This is a genomic window from Photobacterium gaetbulicola, assembly GCF_003025515.1.
In the GTDB taxonomy this organism is placed as follows: Bacteria; Pseudomonadota; Gammaproteobacteria; order Enterobacterales; family Vibrionaceae; genus Photobacterium; species Photobacterium gaetbulicola.
Window position 1 is genome coordinate 1 of the sequence record NZ_PYME01000044.1, and the last position, 16,269, is coordinate 16,269.

Sequence of the window (16,269 nt, forward strand, 5' to 3'; positions counted from 1 at the left end):
CAATAGCCAATAGCCAATAGCCAATAGCCAATAGCCAATAGCCAATAGCCAATAGCCAATAGCCAATAGCCAATAGCCAATAGCCAATAGCCAATAGCCAATAGCCAATAGCCAATAGCCAATAGCCTAGTAGTAATACTTACCACTGATACTACTGACTTTGAACACCTGCACTTTCATCGATGGAGACCAGTAAACGCTGTTCCAGCCGGCTTTTAATTTCAGTTGGCGGATGAAGTCTTTGGGATTTGGCAGTTGCTCCCAAACTTGTGGCAAGAACAAAGCTTGGCGATGATTATCCGACAGGATAACGCCGACTTTGTTATTGTCCAGATAGTCAACGAGTGCTTGCTCAGAGTCGACAGCGAGATCTTCTGGTTGGGAAAGAACCGAGACTTCCACCATCAAGTCATCAAGTTGTTCTTCGACCAGCGGCATAAATCGGCGGTCTTGATAGGCACTTGCTCGGGCTTTGTTGTGTACTTCCATTACCAGTGGAGAGTGTGCGACAGTGGTGCCCAGGCACCCTTGAAGCTGACCATTTACGGTAAGGGTAACAAAGCAGGCTCCGGGCTGAAGTAGTTTCTTGCTATATAAATCAAGCTGTGGAGGCTGGGGAAGATCATCAGAGAAGTGGCCACGAATGGCATCACGAGCCACATCCAAAAGTTGGGTTAGCTCACCTTTATTGAGGTTCTGAAACGAGATAGCTGACATATCCTACGACTCTCTCCTTATCTCCGGCGTCAGTGTCGCCAGAGTTTATTAGTGTTTTACGAGTAAGTGTGTATCCCCTTTGTTTGGCTAGCAATAGCAATGTATTAATGCCTGTTGAACCACAAGCTTGCTCAGGAGCGAGAGTTGGCTCGTAGTTGTCAATCATCTTGCAGGTCTGGCTGTCAATACGCTGGGCTTCCGCATAGGAGTGGAAGTGACTCAAATCACTACTGACAACGAGTAGACAGTCGTCACCTTGCCAAAGGGTATCAATGAGCTTGGCGACTTTTGTTGGGCTTACATTACTGGTTAAGAGCGGTAACAGGGTGAAGTCATGTAAACATGACTGCAGGAAAGGCAATTGCACTTCGAGGCAGTGCTCTAGGGCATGAACCTGATCCGATACTTCAATATCTTCTATTTCCTTCAGCTTTTCAACCAATTGTGTGTCGATTTTGACTTGACCTAATGGTGTTTGAAAATAATCCGCCGCGGGAATGGCACAGCCTTGGAAATAGTAGCGGTGACTGGGGCCTATAAGGATCACCCGGCGAATTCGTTCGGCTTCTGGCAGCAGGTAACGGTAGGCTTCGGCGGCGACGTTGCCCGAAAACATATACCCGGCGTGGGGCACTATAATGGCCCGGACCGGGGTACCATGTTGGCAGGCCTTAAGCCATTTATCCATTTGTGTTTTCAGGGTAGCCGCTGAGCGGGAATAGAACTGGCCTGCAACGGCTGGAGGACGTGTATTCATAGGCTACCTACCAGTATACAGTCTAAAGATCTGGACTAATCTTAAGTATAGGAATAAATATCCCTAAGTGATCTCATCGTGTCAGAAATTAGAACCAGATCAATGTGTTCAGTTCAGCAAGCAACCTTGTGTCAGGTAATGGAGACCGATGCCAAGGCTGTCTGTCACACCAATATGTACATTGGCTGGCTTCTGTAGAGCGAGTTTGCTTGGGCATAACCATTTGGGTGACTGTCATGCCTCAACCTCCTGAATTCTATCCAACAAAATACTGGCATCGGCTCGATGATGGTAGGGTGGTGTGCGACCTTTGTCCCCGACAGTGTCGATTGCGAGAGGGGAAGCGAGGGGCTTGTTTTGTCAGGCAGGCCCATGAGGGGAAAATTGTGCTGACCAGTTACGGTCGCTCCAGCGGCTTTTGTATCGATCCGATTGAGAAAAAACCGCTTAATCACTTTTACCCCGGTACCTCGGTGCTGTCGTTTGGTACTGCAGGGTGTAACCTTGGTTGTAAGTTCTGCCAGAACTGGAATATCAGTAAGTCCCGACAGATAGATACCTTATGTTCCACTGCCATGCCGGAACAACTGGCTTTGGCTGCTCAGCGGTATGGTTGTGACAGTATTGCCTTTACCTATAACGATCCGGTGATCTTTATGGAGTATGCGGTTGATGCCGCACAGGCTTGCCGGGAGTTGGGGATACACAGTGTTGCGGTTAGCGCTGGGTATATATGTGAAAAGCCCCGTGCTGAGTTTTACCGTTACATGGATGCGGCGAATATTGACCTGAAGGCCTTTACTGAGCGCTTTTACCATAAAATATGCAGCGGCCATCTTGCTCCCGTACTCGACACCTTGCTCTACTTGCGCCACGAAACCGATGTGTGGTTTGAAATTACCACCTTGTTGATCCCCGGCGAAAACGACAGTCCCCAGGAGATAGAGGCGCTGACCCGCTGGGTACATGACAACCTCGGCCCTGATGTGCCGGTGCATTTTAGTGCGTTTCATCCTGACTTCAAAATGATGGACAAACAGCCTACCCCTCCCGAGACGGTGAAAAAAGCGCGCGAGATAGCAATAGCCAACGGTTTACACTATGCCTATGTAGGGAATATTTTTGATGTCGAAGGAGACAGTACCTATTGCCCGGGCTGTGGCCAGAATGTCCTGACCAGAAACTGGTATCAACTCGGAGATACCCATCTCTCCGAACAGGGAGAGTGCACTTATTGTGGCTATCAGTTGGCTGGGCGCTTTAAACCGATCCTGAAAAGTTTTGGCCGACAGAGGATTCCTGTGCAAATTGCCAGCGAGTGAGCTTTGTTGCGGCGTGAGTACTTGTCAGCGGCATCAGCAATCCTTTAATCTTGGCTACTACATCACACCGGAATGAGAAACTAAACATGTCTGATATGACGATGGAGCAACTTGCTGGCTACCAGAACTTGGTGATCACCCAGCCAAACTGTCCTTATTGTGTAAAAGCAAAGGCTATTTTGGATGAGCGTGGTACTGAGTATACGACCTTGGTCTTGGGAGCTGATCTTGCCAAAACAATGATGGTTGATTTTATCGAGCAGCAAACCGGTAACCAGGTTCGAACCGTTCCGCAAATCATTCTGGATGGTCAATATATTGGTGGTCACGATGATTTGGTTGCTTTTCTTGCGCGTCAGGTAGAAAACGATGCGTTTGGTGATTTTGAGCTGTAAGCTCAGCGGGTATTCTGCTCAGTCATCGAGGCAATTGAAAGGCAGCGCAGTGGCGCTGCCTTTTTTGATTTGATCTGGGCTAAATATCCGACATTCTTTTCAGGTGCCATTTCAAGGCTCTGGTAAACTGGTATTTCAATTACGCTATATGGATTTTCGGGAATGCTGAATTACCAAGGATTGTTTTTCCTGCTGTTGTTAATTATGGCTTGCGCATTGATTATTGGTCATTCGTATCGATACAACCGTAAAGTGACGCCGGTTTCGTTGATGATTGTTGCGTTACTGGCGGTGCTCTCCGTAACCAGCTATGCCTTTTTGGGCCATGAACCCCAAAATACGGTGCGGCGGCCAGAACCCCCTCAAGCGGTGCCTGAAGAAATGCTGATGAGTGCCTCTGAGTTGAACCAGAAGCGAATCAAAGAAATACAGGATAAGCTGCGTGAAGACACGCAAAATGGCGAGCTTTGGTATGCGTTGGGTAACGCCTATATGTATAGCAGCGAGTTTGAGAATGCCGGAACTGCATTTCTGTATGCGTTAAGGCTTGCGCCTGAACCGCAGTCGAATATCTACTCGGCAATGGCAACAGCAAGCTATTATCAGGAAAAGCAGCACTTCACGCCGCAAAGTCAGGCTTGGCTGGAACAGGCCTTGGCGTTGGATAAAAATAATATTTCAGCCCTGATGTTGCTGGCCTCTGACTATTTCCTCAATGCCCGCTACCAGAAAGCCATCGATACCTGGCAGCAAGTGCTCGATACCGAGCGGACGGATCTGGACCGGGTTGAGATTATCAATGCAATCAACCGGGCGAAGAGTTTTTTTTAGTATAACGCCCCGACATTATCGGTGCGCTGTCTATCGGTATCATTAGCGGTCCGGCCCTAGCTTATCTCGCACGCCGCATAATCAGTGTAGCCATGGTGATCGCCGCCAAATAGCGTGGCGCCATCGAGGTTTGACAGCGGCTGGTGGTTTTTCAGGCGAGATACCAAGTCTGGGTTGGCGACAAACGGCCGGCCAAATGCGACAAGATCGGCATAGCCCTTATCCAGCACCGCCTCGGCACGCGCTTGCGTGTAACTGCCCGCAACAATAATGGTATTGGTGAAGCGTTCGCGCAGTTCAATACGGAAGCTTTCCGGGATCACCGGTGCATCATCCCAGTCGGCTTCTGATAAGTGCAGGTATGCAATATCACGAGCTTGAAGTTGCTTTGATGCCTCAAGGATGGTTGGCACAATATCGGGGCAATTCATATCCTTGAAGGTAATGAAAGGTGCGAGTCGGACGCCAACTTTGTCTGCACCTATCTCTGTACACACCGCTTCAACAACTTCCAGTAAAAAGCGAAGTCGGTTTTCGCGGCTGCCACCATAGTTGTCGCTGCGCTGGTTGGAGTTGGTGCGCAGGAACTGGTCGATGAGATATCCGTTGCCACCATGAATTTCAACCCCATCAAAGCCAGCTTCGATGGCTCGTTTGGCCGAGTAGGCGAAGTCCTGGATCACTCTATCGATATCGGCTTGAGTCATGGCTCGAGGCTCAGCGCAGTCAACCATGTTGCCCTTGCCTTGCTCATCGGCGATCCAAACTTTTGTATCGACTGGGGCTAATGCTGAGGGGGCTATCGGCAGCTCGCCGTTGTGGAATGTCGGATGGGAGACACGCCCCACATGCCATAGTTGGCAAAACATTGCCGCCCCTTGTGCCTTAACGGCTCGGGTAACGGGTTTCCAACCGGCTACTTGCTCATCGGTGTAGACGCCCGGCGTGAAAGAGTAGCCTTGTGCGTCATCAGATATTTGCGTGGCCTCTGAGATGATCAATCCTGCACTTGCACGTTGTTGATAGTAAGTCGCCATCATTGGGTTAGGAATATTGCCCGGCTGACTGGTGCGCGCGCGTGTCATTGGCGCCATGACCACACGGTTTTGCAGGGCAAGGTGTTTTAGCTGAGTGTGTTCGAATAGCTTGCTCATAATGGCCTCTTTACTTCAGTAGCTTTACGTTGCTTTTCTTGCTGGCAGATACCATCCATTCTTTGACGGCGTGATCCCACTGGAGCTCCGCTGCGCTGAAAAAGCCTCTGAGAATGGAGAACATGATGGCTTTGTCGACTAAGGTCATAGGCTGCTTCGACATCAAATTGAGCACTTTGCTGGCTTGCTGGATTAAAGATTCTACTTCTCTGGCGATAGCCGGAGTCTCACGAAGCAGGGTGTCAAAGTCCAATGCTTCGGTCTCTTTTTTGTTTCGCCAGGCCAGCTTGGCTGAGTCAGAGCTAAACTCGGGAAGGTTCATGCTTGACCAGCGCGGGTAGCCTACTTTTTGAAGCGGCAGGAAAGCGCTACGTTGCCAGTTCAGCACCTTCTGAGAAGGTAGGTGTGTCTCGGTTGAATCGGCCAGTGTCAAGAAGTACTCGATAATTTCGAGGCTTTCAGCCATGGCTTGGCCATTGTCTTTGACTAATACAGGAACTTGTTTAGTACCAATGATGTCGGCGGTGGTCGTATCATCGTCATAGTCGAGGTTGATGATATCCAATGAGATATTGAGCATACCGGCAACATAGCGAACACGAGCGCTGAAAGGGCAATGTTCAAAAATATAAAGTTTCATACTTTATCCTAATGGTCTGTTAGATTAATAATTTGAACTCAGTGAGTGAAGGCGGGGGTAACCGTGGGTTGAGAGCGTTCGCGGCGATTGGCTTTGGCGATTAGCCACAAACCGACAACCGGGACCACAACCGCGGCATAGGGGATCATGCCTGCCCCCATTGGGCTATCGAGCACCATGCCACCCAAGACCCCGCCGAATGCGTTGGCCAAATTGAAAGCAGAAATGTTTGCCGTTGCGGCTAATTCCTGGCCCTCACCGCCATGGTTCATCACTCGCAACTGCATCGCAGGTACATTGGCAAAAGAAGCGATACCAAACACAAAGGCCGCAGCGATAAACATGATTTTGCTTTCGACAGCGAGTCCGACCGCTACCAGAGATACAATCATGGCGATGGCCCAGAACATGGATGCTCGGTGTAAATTCTTATCGGAGGAGCGCCCGCCGATGGTGTTACCAATGATCAGACCGAGTCCGACGATAACCAAAATCCAAGTAACGGTGCCTTCGGCAAGCCCGGTGATATGCACCGCGATTGGCGCCAAGTAGCCATAAAGTGTCATGAAACCGGACCAAGCAAAGACAGTGATGGCAAGGCTGAGCAGCAGCATGGGATTTTTGAACGCCAGCAACTGTGCTTTGACATCTTTGGCTTCGCCGTGACCTGCGGGCCTAATGACAGCAGTAATAAAGAACAGTGCCATCAGGCCAAAGGCGGCAACGGTTAAGAACGTGGTGTGCCAGCCAAACTGCAAGCCAATCCAAGTACCGCCAGGCACGCCCAAAACATTAGCCAGAGTCAGGCCTGCGAACATTTGGCCTACCGCTCGACCTGCCATTTTTTCTGACACTAGATTGGTCGCCACTACAGCACCAATGCCGTAGAAAGGTCCTTGCACCAAGCCGGTTATTACGCGACTGGCTATGAGCACGATATAGTTCGGTGCAAACGCAGACAGTAGATTACCGACGATGAAGAGCACCATCAGGCCGGCCAATACGTTTTTTTTGTTGAACCGGGCCAGGTAGATGGTCAGTAGCGGGCCGCCGACCACGATTGCCAATGCATAGGCACTGATTAGGTAGCCAGCTTGGCCTTCGGTAATCAAAAGGGAGTGAGCGACTTGTGGCAGAATACCTGCGATAACAAATTCTGCGGTGCCAATCGCAAAGGCTGCGAGCGTCAAGACCCATACCTGCAGCGGCATCTTTTGTTTATTCATGGGAAATCTCTATGATTTTTTTTGAGTGTTAGGTGCCAAGGTTGTCTGAAAAGTCGTTGTTTTGGCGGCGTTTAGTTGAGCAGTGCTCCTCCCTCAACGTCGATGACTGCACCGGTCATATAGCTGTTGTGCATCAACAGTTCATAAGCCATCGCGATATCGGTGGGTTGACCGACCTTACCTACCGGTAGCTTACTCTGGCTATGCTGATACATGGCATTCCTGTCTTCTTCGCTCATCCCTTTATGGGCCTCTGTTTGGGTTAGGCCGGGGCTGACGGCATTGACCCGAATTGGCGCAAGCTCTTTAGCCAGCACTTTAGTGATGGCTTCCAAGGCTGCATTGATGGCGGTCTTGACATACGTACCGGCGACGACTTTGCGTGACAGCATGCCCGTGGTCAGGGTGATGGATCCCCCTTGCTTGATATAGCGGGCGGCATGTTTGACGGTGCGGACCGTCCCCCAAAATTTGGTATCGAAGGCCGCCTTGGCTGCTGCAGTGTCGATATCAGTGACTTTCCCTGCTGGGGCAAAAGAGCCTGCGGTGATAACAAGGTGGTCAATCGCGCCGATAGATTCGAAATAGCGGTATACAGATTGCTCATCATTGATGTCTAACCCCGTCTTTCGACTGGCAACATGGATCACTGTGTTGTCGCTTTTCAGTTGGTTGGCAAGCTCGGCACCAATTCCTGATGTGCCCCCGATAATCACGTACACGGTTTTCTTTGTATTCATGGTGACTGTCTCTTAGTTTGTTTCGATGGGGCTAGTATATGAATTCAATTTAAATTGATAATTAGCTATAATTCGAATTCATTGTTCGGTTTAACTGAATAGTGATGGGGCAGGGGTAACAGGAAGGAAGCAGAGAGTGGACAAGTTTGCGGATATGGCGTTGTTTGTAAGCATCGTTAAAAACCAAGGTCTTGCAGCGGCGGGACGGGAGTTGGGGTTGTCGCCAGCGACAGTAACGGCAAGGTTACAGGCGCTGGAAGATCGCTATGGCGTTAAGCTGCTAAACCGCAGTACACGCCATCTTTCGCTGACGGATTCAGGCGCTATGTACCACTTGGCTTGTCTTGAGATCCTCGATAGTGTGAGGGAAACGGAAAACCTCCTGCAAACCGGGGTGAAAGAAGTGCGTGGCACCTTAAAAATTTCTGCGCCGCGGGATATCGGCAAGCAGTACATTTCAGCTCTTGTGTCAGACTTTGCCGAGCGATATCCCGATGTCACCCCATACCTCTACTTGAACGATAACCTGTCGAATCTCGCTGAGTCCGGGCTGGATATTGTGATTCGCTACGGCGAGCTTGCCGATAGTAGCCTGATCTCGCGCAAGCTGGCATCTAGCCGACGGGTGCTGTGTGCATCGCCAGGGTATTTAGCCAAGAAGGGAACGCCCATCACGCCGCAGGATCTGGCTCGCCATGACTGTTTAGCCATGGTGCGCAACAACGAAGAGTTGAAAACCTGGCACTTCGAGGACCATGAAAAGCACAATACTGTGACTGTGGTACCCAAGCGTTTCTCCGATGACGGTGAAGTCATTCGCCAGTGGGCCTTGGACGGGGCTGGTATTGCACTGAAATCCATGCTGGATGTACAAGAAGATATTAAGCAGCAGCGCTTAATGACAGTGCTAAATGGGTACATGAAGAACTTCAACGCGTCCACTTCAGCGGCAGGCGCTGATTTGAACGTTATTTATATGAGCAGGCAGTATCAGCCGAAGCGGATTCGCTTGTTCTTGGATTTCTTGATTGAGCGGTTTGAGTTGTTGGCCGAGAAATAACAACGCCCCGCTAAAGTGGGGCGTTGTCCATTATCCGGAGAAGGGGAAAATTTACGGGGCCTGGTTCGCTTAGCTTAGCGATCGTTGGCTTCATCCCCTCGAGTGTTGCACGGGCTGGCTTACACCAGAATCCGGCCCGTGCGGTTTATGGGGTTACATGGCTACCAACTTCATTGTGGTGATGCAGGTGCGACTGTCCCCTTTGGTGCTAAGTACTTCTGATGCCATCAAGTTACCTTTGTGGAACATAAACTGATAGTCACCGTCTCGTGGCATCCAGATATCGATGAAACCATCTTTTTGCGTGGTGACCATCTCATTCTTCACGACTTTACCTGTTGCCATATCTTTGATCATCAGGTGCAGCTCTTCTTCCACCAGTTCGCCCTGGCACCCTGTCGGTACATGGTAAGTACAAGGGTGGGTGTAGTTGATATACGGCGCGACTGACAGCAGGAACTCCTCGGTCAGCGGAATGGCCGCTTCCTCGCCAGAAGGCAGCGTAGCTTCGAGGCTGTCAGGCATCACCTTAACGGTTGCCTCACCGGTACGATGCCACTGGTGAGAGTGTTTTAACGCCTGCTGCGGGCTAAGAGCGCTAAACTCTTCTGCCGTCATTGCTGATGTGCCAAACGAAGCCATTAGGGCGACTACAGGTGCGATTTTGTTGAAGTATTTCATAATAGTTTTTCTTTAATTGATATTTAATTGAACCTCAGCCGCCGGTGCAGTTTGCAGGCGGTGAGAGTAGGTTTTCCAAAGCTTGTAGATAGATGGCAGCACCAGCAGGGTCAGCAGAGCCGATGATACCGAGCCTCCGAGCATAGGTGCGGCAATGCGCTGCATCACCTCGGAGCCCGTGCCGCTGCCGATCATAATTGGGATCAGGCCGATAACGACCGTGAGATCGGTCATCATTACTGGGCGGATGCGTTGTCCAGCCCCTTCTAAGATGGCTTGCTCGAGATCTTCCTCTGTGACATGGCTCCCTTGCTGCTCCCGTTCAGTTATCCTGCGTTGCCAGGCCTGGTTCAAGTAGACCAGCATGATAATGGCGGTTTCGACTGCCACACCCGCTAGGGCGATAAAACCAACCCCAACGGCAATCGAGAGGTTGTAGCCAAGGTAGTACATCAACCAAAGGCCACCCACGAGGGCTAGCGGCAGGGTACCGACAATGATGGCAACTTCGCCAAAGCGACGGAAACTCATGTAGAGCAGCATAAAGATGATGCCGAGTGTCACCGGGGCAACAATTTTCAGCTTCTCCATCGCGCGCTGCATATACTCGTACTGCCCCGACCAACTGATGGCATAGCCGGCTGGCAAGCTGACTTCCTCGGCAACCCGCTGGCGGGCCTCTTCGACAAAACTGCCAAGGTCTCGGCCTTCGATATCGACAAAAATCCAGCCGTTGGGGCGAGCATTTTCGGTTTTGATCATCGGAGGGCCATCCTCGTAGCGGATATCGGCGACATCAGCAAGGGTGATATGCGCGCCCAGCGGCGTAACGAGCGGCAGATTCTGCAGGCTGTATACAGAATCTCGGTAATGCTGCGGATAGCGGACATTCACCGGATAGCGCTCAAGCCCTTCCAGTGTCTCAGCGACGTTCATCCCACCGACGGCGGCACTGGTCACCTGCTGGACATCTTGGATGGATAAGCCGTAGCGAGCCGCGCGGTGACGATCGACATCGATAGTCACGTACCGTCCGCCGGCTACGCGCTCAGCGTATACCGATACAGCCCCAGGCACTTGGCCGACAACTTCCTCCAGCGATTTGCCGATTTTTTCGATGGTCTTTAAGTCCGGACCTGAAACCTTAATTCCCACCGGTGTTTTTATCCCGGTCGAGAGCATATCGATACGGGTCTTGATTGGCATAACCCACGCGTTGCTCAGGCCGGGAAATTTCACCAAGCTGTCAAGCTCGTTGCGCAATGTGTCTGTGGTAACGCCTTCGCGCCACTCACTGCGCGGTTTGAGCTGAATAAACGTTTCTATCATCGTCAGCGGAGCAGGATCGGTTGCCGTTTCGGCACGTCCGGCCTTGCCCCAAACCGTCTCGACTTCAGGGATGGTTTTGATCAGCTTGTTGGTTTGTTGCAATAATTCCCGCGCTTTACCAATCGAGATCCCCGGATAGGTTGTTGGCATGTACATCAGATCGCCTTCATCGAGCGGAGGCATAAATTCGCTGCCCATTTTGCTATACGGGTACCAGGCCGATGCCAGCAACACCAACGACATCGCGATCATGGTCTTAGGATAGCGAAGGCTCAATTTCAGCATCGGGCGGTAGCTGGCCACTAGCATACGGGTGATAGGGTTTTTCTGCTCGGGCATGATACGGCCACGAACGAAGTAGCCCATCAGCACCGGTACGAGTGTAATGGCCAACCCAGCCGCCGCTGCCATGGCGTAGGACTTAGTAAAAGCCAGTGGCGCAAACATCTTGCCTTCCTGGCCTTCCAGGGCAAACACCGGGACAAAGCTGAGGGTAATGATAAGCAGCGAGAAGAATAGGGGAGTCCCCACCTCTTCTGCAGCAGTAGCAATGATCTCCCAGCGGTTTTTGTCGGTTTCTGTGTTTCGCTCAAGATGCTTGTGAACATTTTCGATCATCACAATGGCACCATCTACCATGGCTCCAATGGCAATACCAATCCCGCCCAGAGACATGATATTGGCGTTAATACCCTGCCACTGCATGATGATGAACGCACTGAGAATACCAAGTGGCAAGCTGATCAAGATAACCAGCGAAGAGCGAATATGGAAAAGGAACAGCGCACAAACCAGCGTGACGACCACAAACTCTTTGATCAGGGTGTTGTTGAGATTATCAACTGCCGAGTCAATCAGGCCTGAACGGTCATAGGTGATGACCATCTCGACGCCATCTGGCAGCGAACGTTCCAGTTCGGCCATTTTCGTTTTGACATTGGTGATAACCTCACGGGCATTTTCCCCGTATCGCATAACGATGACACCACCGACAGCTTCACCTTCACCGTTGAATTCTGAAATACCGCGGCGCATCTGTGGTCCCATCGAGATATCAGCGATGTCACCGAGCATCAAGGGGGTGCCGGTTTCAGACAGTTTAAGTGGCAGGGCGGCAATATCTTCCGCAGAGCGCAGGTAACCCGTGGTTCTCACCATATGCTCGGCCTCTGCGACTTCGATCACTGAGGCGCCCACCTCCTGGTTGCCGCTCTGAATCGCCTGGTTGACTTGGGCCAGGGTCAGGTTATAAGCCCGCAACTTGTCAGGATCAATCTGAACCTGGTACTGGCGAACCATACCGCCGACAGTCGCCACTTCTGAGACACCATCGACAGTCTGCAGCTCGTATTTCAAGAACCAGTCCTGCAGGCTGCGCAATTCACTCAGGTCATGCTGACCGGTTTTATCCTGCAGGATATAGCTCAGCACCCAGCCAACCCCGGTGGCATCCGGCCCCAGCTCGGGTTTTGCTGCTGCCGGTAAGGAAACCTGCCCCATGTACTCCTGGACCCGGCTGCGAGCCCAGTACATATCGGTGCTGTCATCAAAGATAATGTAAACGTACGAGTCACCGAAGAAGGAAAAGCCACGAACGACCTGCGCGCCAGGGACTGCCAGCATGGCCGTCGATAGCGGGTAGGTCACTTGGTCCTCGACAACTTGTGGTGCTTGTCCCGGATAGCTGGTTTTGATGATGACCTGCACATCCGACAGATCAGGAATGGCATCGATAGGGGTTTTGTTCACCGAATAAAGCCCGCCGGCTGCCAGCATGGCCGCAGCGATGAGGACAAAGAATCGGTTGGTGATCGACCAACGGATAATTTTGTTTATCATTACTCGCCATCCTTATTGTGGTTCATCATGTCGTGACCCATCGCGCTGTGGTCCATATTGCTATGATCCATGGTGCTGTGATCCAGCATGTCGTGCCCCATCGCGCTGTGGTCCATATTGCTATGATCCATGGTGCTGTGATCCAGCATGTCGTGCCCCATCGCGCTGTGATCCATGGTGCTGTGATCCATCATGTCGTGCCCCATCGCGCTGTGGTCCATATTGCTGTTGTCCATGGTGCTGTGATCCATCATGTCGTGTCCCATCGCACTGTGGTCCATATTGCTATGATCCATATGACTGTGATCGCTCAGCACGAAATCATCGGGCAACTGTGGTTTCTCATCTGACAGGGAAACAATGAGGTATTGGTTTTTCTCTTTCTGCAGTGCAAAGCGGATCGGGGCACCTTTTGATAACGCCTTGAAGCTGACATCATTTGAGACGTCAAAGTCCATTTCCATCGCAGGCCAATTCCATTCCGGTACTGGCATATGGGATATCCGAACCCGGTTATGACCATTAGAAGCGACAAAAAGACCATCGACCATTACGGGGGCAGCTTCAGCACCATTTATCCGGCTTAGGTCGGCACTTTGTGATGATTCAGAGTCCAGCATGAATTGCGCCGATGTCACGACTCTATCTGAATCGGTCAGGCCGGCAGTCACTTCGATCCATTCACGGTTTTCCATTCCGGTTTCTATCCGGGCAGAGCGGTATTTGCCGTCTCCGAGCGCCAAGACAACACGGGTCATGTCACGGTTTCGGATCACGGCCTGGCGAGGTACGACCAGACTTTGCTGATCAGACGCTGCTTCTATTACTAACTTGGTGTACATGTTAGGTTTAAGACGCAACTCGGGGTTATCAAAGACCACTCGCACTCGCATACTACGTGTTGCCGAATTCAGTACCGGGTAGATGTAATCGACATAGCCTTGCCACTGCTCGCCTGGCAGGGCATCAATTGCCATGTTGACACGAGAGCCAACCTTCACCTGGCCTGCCTGCCGTTCAAAAACTTCGGCCTCGACCCAGACCGTATCCAGTGCACCGCCGCTAATGACGGTTTGCTGAGGTGACAAAAATGCCCCCTCGCGAATATTCAGAGCATCAATAATGCCATCAGCAGGGGCTTTAACCGCGACATGGTGAATCGGCTTGCCGGAGCGAATAACCTGGGACACCTGGGCATCATCCATGCCTAGTGCACGTAACCGCTGCTTTGCACCATTAACCATTGCATTACGGTTGGCGCGAACGGCATTGAGCAGTTCTTCCTGGGCTTTAACCCACTCAGGCGAATAGAGCGTAAAGAGTACATCTCCCTGACTGACTTTCTCCCCTGTGGTATTGACGTGCAGGCGCTCGACCCAGCCATTGACCCTCAGGTTTACCTGCCAATAGCGTTGCTGATCAAAGCTGACATAGCCCACTGTGTCCACCGGCAGCGCTAAGTTTCGATACTCTACCGGCGCGCTCTTGACGCCGAGGTTGTTCTCAACCGCAGGGTCGATAAAGACTGTTCCTGCAGGCTCATTTCCGCCCTGTAAATCTTCCTCATAGACCGGAATAAGATCCATGCCCATCGGTGATTTACCCGGTTGGTCGCGTTTGTAGTTGGGATCCATTGGGGCGACCCAGTAAAGCGGTTGCTTTTCGCCGGTATGTTCTGCATGTGCATGGGTACTATCTGCGTGTTTGCCCAACGTAAAGCCAACACCAGCACTGATGCTCAGAGCTAAAAAGGTCATAACATATTTTTTCATTATTCATGTTCCTGTTGGTATTGGCTTTAGAAGTAGCGGTTCAGATAGAAAGCCTGCTGGTTGAGGCGTTGGTGATGATCGGCTTTCACCCGTGCAAGCTCCATTTCCACGGTCAGCAGCTCATCTGAGGCTTGAATCACATCGGCGAAAGTGGCAAAGCCACTTTCATAGCTGCTTTCCACCGTGGCGAGACGTGCTTTGCTGCGTTCAATAATTTGATTTTGATAGGTATCAATTCGCTGCTGGGTGAGGGTAGTTTCCTGTTCTAGTCGAGTGATTTCTGCATGCAGTTGGCGCAGCCATGTATCGCGCTGTGCTTTGCCTGCAACCATATTGAGCTGGGCGGCATTGAGGCGTTTGTCTTGGCGCTTGTTGGTAAACAGCGGCAGATCCATCGTCAGAGACACACTGACGAGATCAGAGGCCTGACGGCCACCCATATCTTCTGCCTGGCGATAGCCATACATCATTTCGACACCAAACTCTGGCTTATAAGCCTCGTTGGCAATGTCCACATCGGTTGCGCGAAGCTCGATTAACTTGTCGAGTTGGCGAACACTCGGGTGAGACAACAACTGTTCGGGCCAGCGGTCAGGGGTTTGCAGCATTTGCTGGAGCATAGGCCATTGTGGCAAGCGGCTGGCATCAACAGAAGCAAGATCGCTACCTAGCCATTCGGTCAGGCGTGCCAGTTGGACCTGCTGAAGTTGCTTGTTTGCCAGTAACTGTTGCTCGATACGTCCTTGGCTAATTTCAACGGCTAATACCGCTTCAGCTTCGGCCTTATTCCCCAGGGCATAAGACTCGGTTACCTCGCTATGCTGGCGTTCCAAGAGGTTTTGGCGGGACAGCAGCAACTCATGGGATTGCCGCAGATAATATAGCTCAATCCACAGTTCCGTAATTGTTCGTGATAGTTCGAGGGCCCGAAGCTCCATGGCGAGCTCCATGCTGTCAGCTTCGATGCCGCCACGTGATTCCTGCAAGGCGAGGGTATTTCCCCGCGAGAAGGTCTGCATCAAGCCGACGGAGACACTTGTCATCATGTCGTCATTCAGGGAGAAACTGTCCACCGGCAGACCGCCCACGCCGACTTTCAGCTTGGGATCCATCCATTGACCGGCGGCAACCGCACTCTCGCGTAGCGCTTGAGATTGGTAATCCAGCTGTAGCCGGGTGGTATCTTGCTCGATGGCAATATCAACTGCCTCATAGAGAGTCAGCGAGGCCAATGCAGCTGGCACACTCAGCAGCGTACCGCAAAGCGCTGCGGCTAAATTTAGGTATCGGATTTTCATGACTATTCATTTTATTTAGTGAATAACAGACGAACTGATGCCGTGGCATTCAATACGCCATTGATAAATAAGTGAACAGTTAGGCTATTGGAGGCCGATACAGGTTATTAGGCGAGGCCGACAGATAGAAAGAAACGGCAGAGGACGGGCGTTGGCCACTGAAATTGAAATTCGGCATTTTGACGATGGTGTGGGTAAATGCCGCAGATGAAAAGTTACAAGGCGTGATCAGGCAACATTCTTGCAATCCATCGTGAGGGCAGCTGTTTGTCATCGGCTCTGCATGGCTGTTGCTTGAAGAACTTTGATGTGAAGCGTTATGGTGCAAGGAGGCGTCATGGTGGTCACAATGAGTGTCAGCCCCATGGCAATCGCTTGGATTAATGGCTGTAATGTGTGGCGCTAAATCGCTGGTTTCATAACTGACAGGTGTAGCAGCGACTCCCCCCGAAAGGGAGATTGTCAGCAGCAACAACAGTGTGATGAAACGAGGAAAACGCATTAAATA

Annotated in this window: 14 protein-coding genes; 4 read left to right on the forward strand and 10 right to left on the reverse strand. The window is 51.3% G+C overall.

What is annotated here, in order from left to right:
• Window positions 1–126 precede the first annotated feature (126 nt).
• Window positions 127–717 (reverse strand): AmmeMemoRadiSam system protein A, encoded by a 591-nt coding sequence (gene amrA, locus C9J03_RS24935; protein WP_044623679.1) that lies wholly within the window; start codon window positions 715–717, stop codon window positions 127–129.
• Complete coding sequence (gene amrB, locus C9J03_RS24940) at window positions 686–1,474, reverse strand: AmmeMemoRadiSam system protein B (protein ID WP_044623678.1); 789 nt, start codon at window positions 1,472–1,474, stop codon at window positions 686–688. The genes amrA and amrB overlap by 32 nt, the downstream gene beginning before the upstream one ends.
• 236 nt (window positions 1,475–1,710) lie before the next feature.
• On the opposite strand from amrB, the gene amrS reads away from it, so the two are divergent.
• From amrS to C9J03_RS24955, 3 genes are all read left to right on the forward strand, one after another.
• Window positions 1,711–2,796: an AmmeMemoRadiSam system radical SAM enzyme gene (amrS, locus tag C9J03_RS24945; protein WP_044623677.1), complete on the forward strand. Its 1,086-nt coding sequence runs from the start codon at window positions 1,711–1,713 to the stop codon at window positions 2,794–2,796.
• A gap of 86 nt (window positions 2,797–2,882) precedes the next feature.
• Window positions 2,883–3,191, forward strand: coding sequence for a glutaredoxin domain-containing protein (locus C9J03_RS24950; protein WP_039468503.1), 309 nt, complete (start codon window positions 2,883–2,885; stop codon window positions 3,189–3,191).
• Window positions 3,192–3,353: 162 nt separating this feature from the next.
• A complete protein-coding gene (locus C9J03_RS24955) occupies window positions 3,354–4,022 on the forward strand; it encodes a TPR domain-containing protein (RefSeq protein ID WP_231580675.1) in 669 nt (222 codons plus the stop codon).
• 56 nt (window positions 4,023–4,078) lie between these two features.
• On the opposite strand, the gene C9J03_RS24960 is transcribed toward C9J03_RS24955, so the two are convergent.
• The 4 genes from C9J03_RS24960 to C9J03_RS24975 form a co-directional block, all read right to left on the reverse strand.
• Complete coding sequence (locus C9J03_RS24960; RefSeq protein WP_044623676.1) at window positions 4,079–5,176, reverse strand: alkene reductase; 1,098 nt, start codon at window positions 5,174–5,176, stop codon at window positions 4,079–4,081.
• 10 nt (window positions 5,177–5,186) lie between these two features.
• Window positions 5,187–5,816, reverse strand: a complete 630-nt coding sequence (locus tag C9J03_RS24965; protein WP_044623675.1) for a GrxB family glutaredoxin — start codon at window positions 5,814–5,816, stop codon at window positions 5,187–5,189.
• 38 nt (window positions 5,817–5,854) lie between these two features.
• Window positions 5,855–7,042, reverse strand: a complete 1,188-nt coding sequence (locus C9J03_RS24970) for an MFS transporter (RefSeq protein ID WP_044623674.1) — start codon at window positions 7,040–7,042, stop codon at window positions 5,855–5,857.
• Window positions 7,043–7,113: 71 nt separating this feature from the next.
• The gene (locus tag C9J03_RS24975; protein ID WP_044623673.1) at window positions 7,114–7,782 is read right to left on the reverse strand and encodes an SDR family oxidoreductase; all 669 of its coding nucleotides are present in this window, start codon (window positions 7,780–7,782) and stop codon (window positions 7,114–7,116) included.
• 136 nt (window positions 7,783–7,918) lie between these two features.
• On the opposite strand from C9J03_RS24975, the gene C9J03_RS24980 reads away from it, so the two are divergent.
• Window positions 7,919–8,842: a LysR family transcriptional regulator gene (locus C9J03_RS24980; RefSeq protein WP_044623672.1), complete on the forward strand. Its 924-nt coding sequence runs from the start codon at window positions 7,919–7,921 to the stop codon at window positions 8,840–8,842.
• Window positions 8,843–8,995: 153 nt separating this feature from the next.
• On the opposite strand, the gene C9J03_RS24985 is transcribed toward C9J03_RS24980, so the two are convergent.
• Genes C9J03_RS24985 through C9J03_RS25000 form a run of 4 tightly spaced genes read right to left on the reverse strand, consistent with a single transcriptional unit; the run spans window position 8,996 to window position 15,761 of the window.
• On the reverse strand, window positions 8,996–9,523 hold the full coding sequence (locus C9J03_RS24985; RefSeq protein WP_052829803.1) for a CueP family metal-binding protein: 528 nt from the start codon (window positions 9,521–9,523) through the stop codon (window positions 8,996–8,998).
• A gap of 12 nt (window positions 9,524–9,535) precedes the next feature.
• Window positions 9,536–12,691: an efflux RND transporter permease subunit gene (locus C9J03_RS24990; RefSeq protein ID WP_044623671.1), complete on the reverse strand. Its 3,156-nt coding sequence runs from the start codon at window positions 12,689–12,691 to the stop codon at window positions 9,536–9,538.
• Window positions 12,691–14,463: an efflux RND transporter periplasmic adaptor subunit gene (locus C9J03_RS24995; protein ID WP_107291764.1), complete on the reverse strand. Its 1,773-nt coding sequence runs from the start codon at window positions 14,461–14,463 to the stop codon at window positions 12,691–12,693. The genes C9J03_RS24990 and C9J03_RS24995 overlap by 1 nt, the downstream gene beginning before the upstream one ends.
• Window positions 14,464–14,489: 26 nt before the next feature.
• Window positions 14,490–15,761 carry a TolC family protein gene (locus C9J03_RS25000; protein WP_044623670.1) on the reverse strand — a complete coding sequence of 424 codons (1,272 nt, stop codon included), beginning with the start codon at window positions 15,759–15,761 and terminating at the stop codon, window positions 14,490–14,492.
• Window positions 15,762–16,269 lie beyond the last annotated feature (508 nt).

What these genes read in the sequence shown, in the direction of transcription:
- amrA (WP_044623679.1), bottom strand. Translation starts at nt 717, where the DNA reads ATGTCAGCTATCTCGTTTCAGAACCTCAATAAAGGTGAGCTAACCCAA.
- amrB (WP_044623678.1), bottom strand. Translation starts at nt 1,474, where the DNA reads ATGAATACACGTCCTCCAGCCGTTGCAGGCCAGTTCTATTCCCGCTCA.
- amrS (WP_044623677.1), top strand. Translation starts at nt 1,711, where the DNA reads ATGCCTCAACCTCCTGAATTCTATCCAACAAAATACTGGCATCGGCTC.
- C9J03_RS24950 (WP_039468503.1), top strand. Translation starts at nt 2,883, where the DNA reads ATGTCTGATATGACGATGGAGCAACTTGCTGGCTACCAGAACTTGGTG.
- C9J03_RS24955 (WP_231580675.1), top strand. Translation starts at nt 3,354, where the DNA reads ATGCTGAATTACCAAGGATTGTTTTTCCTGCTGTTGTTAATTATGGCT.
- C9J03_RS24960 (WP_044623676.1), bottom strand. Translation starts at nt 5,176, where the DNA reads ATGAGCAAGCTATTCGAACACACTCAGCTAAAACACCTTGCCCTGCAA.
- C9J03_RS24965 (WP_044623675.1), bottom strand. Translation starts at nt 5,816, where the DNA reads ATGAAACTTTATATTTTTGAACATTGCCCTTTCAGCGCTCGTGTTCGC.
- C9J03_RS24970 (WP_044623674.1), bottom strand. Translation starts at nt 7,042, where the DNA reads ATGAATAAACAAAAGATGCCGCTGCAGGTATGGGTCTTGACGCTCGCA.
- C9J03_RS24975 (WP_044623673.1), bottom strand. Translation starts at nt 7,782, where the DNA reads ATGAATACAAAGAAAACCGTGTACGTGATTATCGGGGGCACATCAGGA.
- C9J03_RS24985 (WP_052829803.1), bottom strand. Translation starts at nt 9,523, where the DNA reads ATGAAATACTTCAACAAAATCGCACCTGTAGTCGCCCTAATGGCTTCG.
- C9J03_RS24990 (WP_044623671.1), bottom strand. Translation starts at nt 12,691, where the DNA reads ATGATAAACAAAATTATCCGTTGGTCGATCACCAACCGATTCTTTGTC.
- C9J03_RS24995 (WP_107291764.1), bottom strand. Translation starts at nt 14,463, where the DNA reads ATGAAAAAATATGTTATGACCTTTTTAGCTCTGAGCATCAGTGCTGGT.
- C9J03_RS25000 (WP_044623670.1), bottom strand. Translation starts at nt 15,761, where the DNA reads ATGAAAATCCGATACCTAAATTTAGCCGCAGCGCTTTGCGGTACGCTG.